Raw genomic sequence first — 1,740 nt, 5'->3', positions numbered from 1 at the left:
TAGGGTAATTCAGCTGTGATGGCCTTGATTGATGCGGCGGGTGCAGCGCTCATAACCTGAGCTGGGGAGGTTTTTTTAGGGATCGGTTTTTTAGCCACGATAAGACTCCTGTCCAACGTTAGATAACCGTCAAGGCTGGCTTTACCAGCCAAAAGCTTCGGTTATCTAACGCTCGGATCAGAAATCTTGCCTACTGTCAGATCTGACAGTTCTGACAAGTGGAGCGCTTAAAGCCCCTCCAACTCCGCCACCGCGCCGCACTCAAACATCCCGCTGCAAGGTCTTCTGCACCCACTAAGCAATCTGCGTGGCCAACAACGAATCCCGCCCAGCATCACGTAACACCAGGCAGGCATGGCAGTGCGACTGGCGAATATCACCCTTCGCGATGCAGATTTGGGGCGCCGAAATAATTGCATCTAGTCCGAATGACTTTGAAACGCCCATGCATCTCACATGGGCGTTTTTTTGTAGTTACAACCAGAATGTGAAGAAGTCAAAAAACATGTAGTCCCCACAGACTATCTCTATCCTTCCGACTTTTGAGTTTGCGGGTGCGCTGAAGTCCACCCAGCCCTGAAGCGCCCCCCCCTGATTGGCCCCAGTCAGGTTCACAGCCCCCAAATAGACACCCGACGCACTGTAGAACGTGAGTTGAGTAGGAAGGTGACTCCACGTGTAAGCGAACTTCACTCGCACGCATTCAAAAGCCAAGTCCAAACGCAGATGTTGTTTCGGATTTTGGTCAGAGCCTTGGCACAACACAATTGCTTGCCCCTCCAGCAGCCCGGGAGTTGGATAGTATGAATCGATACCGGCTGGACCAGGGCCGGAGAGGAACGTGATCTGCATAGTCGACGTACTAATACTCTGACCTGCCGAGATAAGCTTGGTGGGCTCTCCAGTAAAGTTCTCATAACGAACCTCAGGTGGCGCAACCACGTTCAACATCCGCGTTGGACATACCACATTCGCAGTTGAGCTACCGTCCGTTGCGACGCTGAATGTAAGGGAACAACTGGTTTTATCCATTAGCTTATCCAACTCGGGTCGCAGAACAGGCCCCGCCACCCCCACGGTCTCCTCTGCTGCCGTAATGGTTCTGGCCGAGTACACGTAGAACGAGTAGGGGTTGCCGTCTTTGCCCGTCCCGTCCACGCGTAACCAGCACTTCTGCCCTGCTCGCAGGAACCACATCCAATCTATGAAGGATTCGGCATTCCCGGTGAACGTGCGAGTATCCAGAATGGCATTTTGCGTTCTGGGAGGCGTAGCCTGCCGCACGTTTGGCGTTTCCACGCGCACAGGCAAACTGATGTTCAAGTTCAAAGGCGGTGAGGTCTGCACCTTGCAGGCGGTGGTGACGGTATAAATGATCTCCACCACCTTACCCATGCTCTCGATCACGGCTTCCGGCGGTAACAACCAGACCACCGCGCCCGTCGTACTGCCTGGTTTAGGGGCCAACAACCAGCAAGAACCGTTCGGTCTCTTCCAGCAGACAGTGATGGAGTGGTTCGGATTGCCACCGGCGTACTTCACTTCAACATGCACGCCGTTGCGCCCGTTGTAGGCGGTCAAGTTTGAGCCCACCGCTTCCGTTACTTTGGCTTCAAGCAGCACTAGCGGCTCTTGCTCGATTTTGAAAGTCTGAGCCGGAAAGGCGATCGCCGTCGCCAGATCACATTTACCATCGAAGCTCACCGCTGCATGCAGCTCGAAGTCACTGCAATCTTCCAG

The 1,740-nt window shown here is 54.1% G+C and carries 1 pseudogene; it reads right to left on the bottom strand.

The annotated features are described in order from the left end of the window. Positions 1-474 precede the first annotated feature (474 nt). Positions 475-1,740: pseudogene (locus HX812_RS31900) on the bottom strand (hypothetical protein); the annotation flags it as partial.

Origin of the sequence: Pseudomonas sp. IPO3749 (assembly GCF_013386605.1) — a bacterium.
Classification (GTDB): Bacteria; Pseudomonadota; Gammaproteobacteria; order Pseudomonadales; family Pseudomonadaceae; genus Aquipseudomonas; species Aquipseudomonas azotoformans_A.
This window is presented reverse-complemented; position numbering and strand designations above follow the sequence as displayed.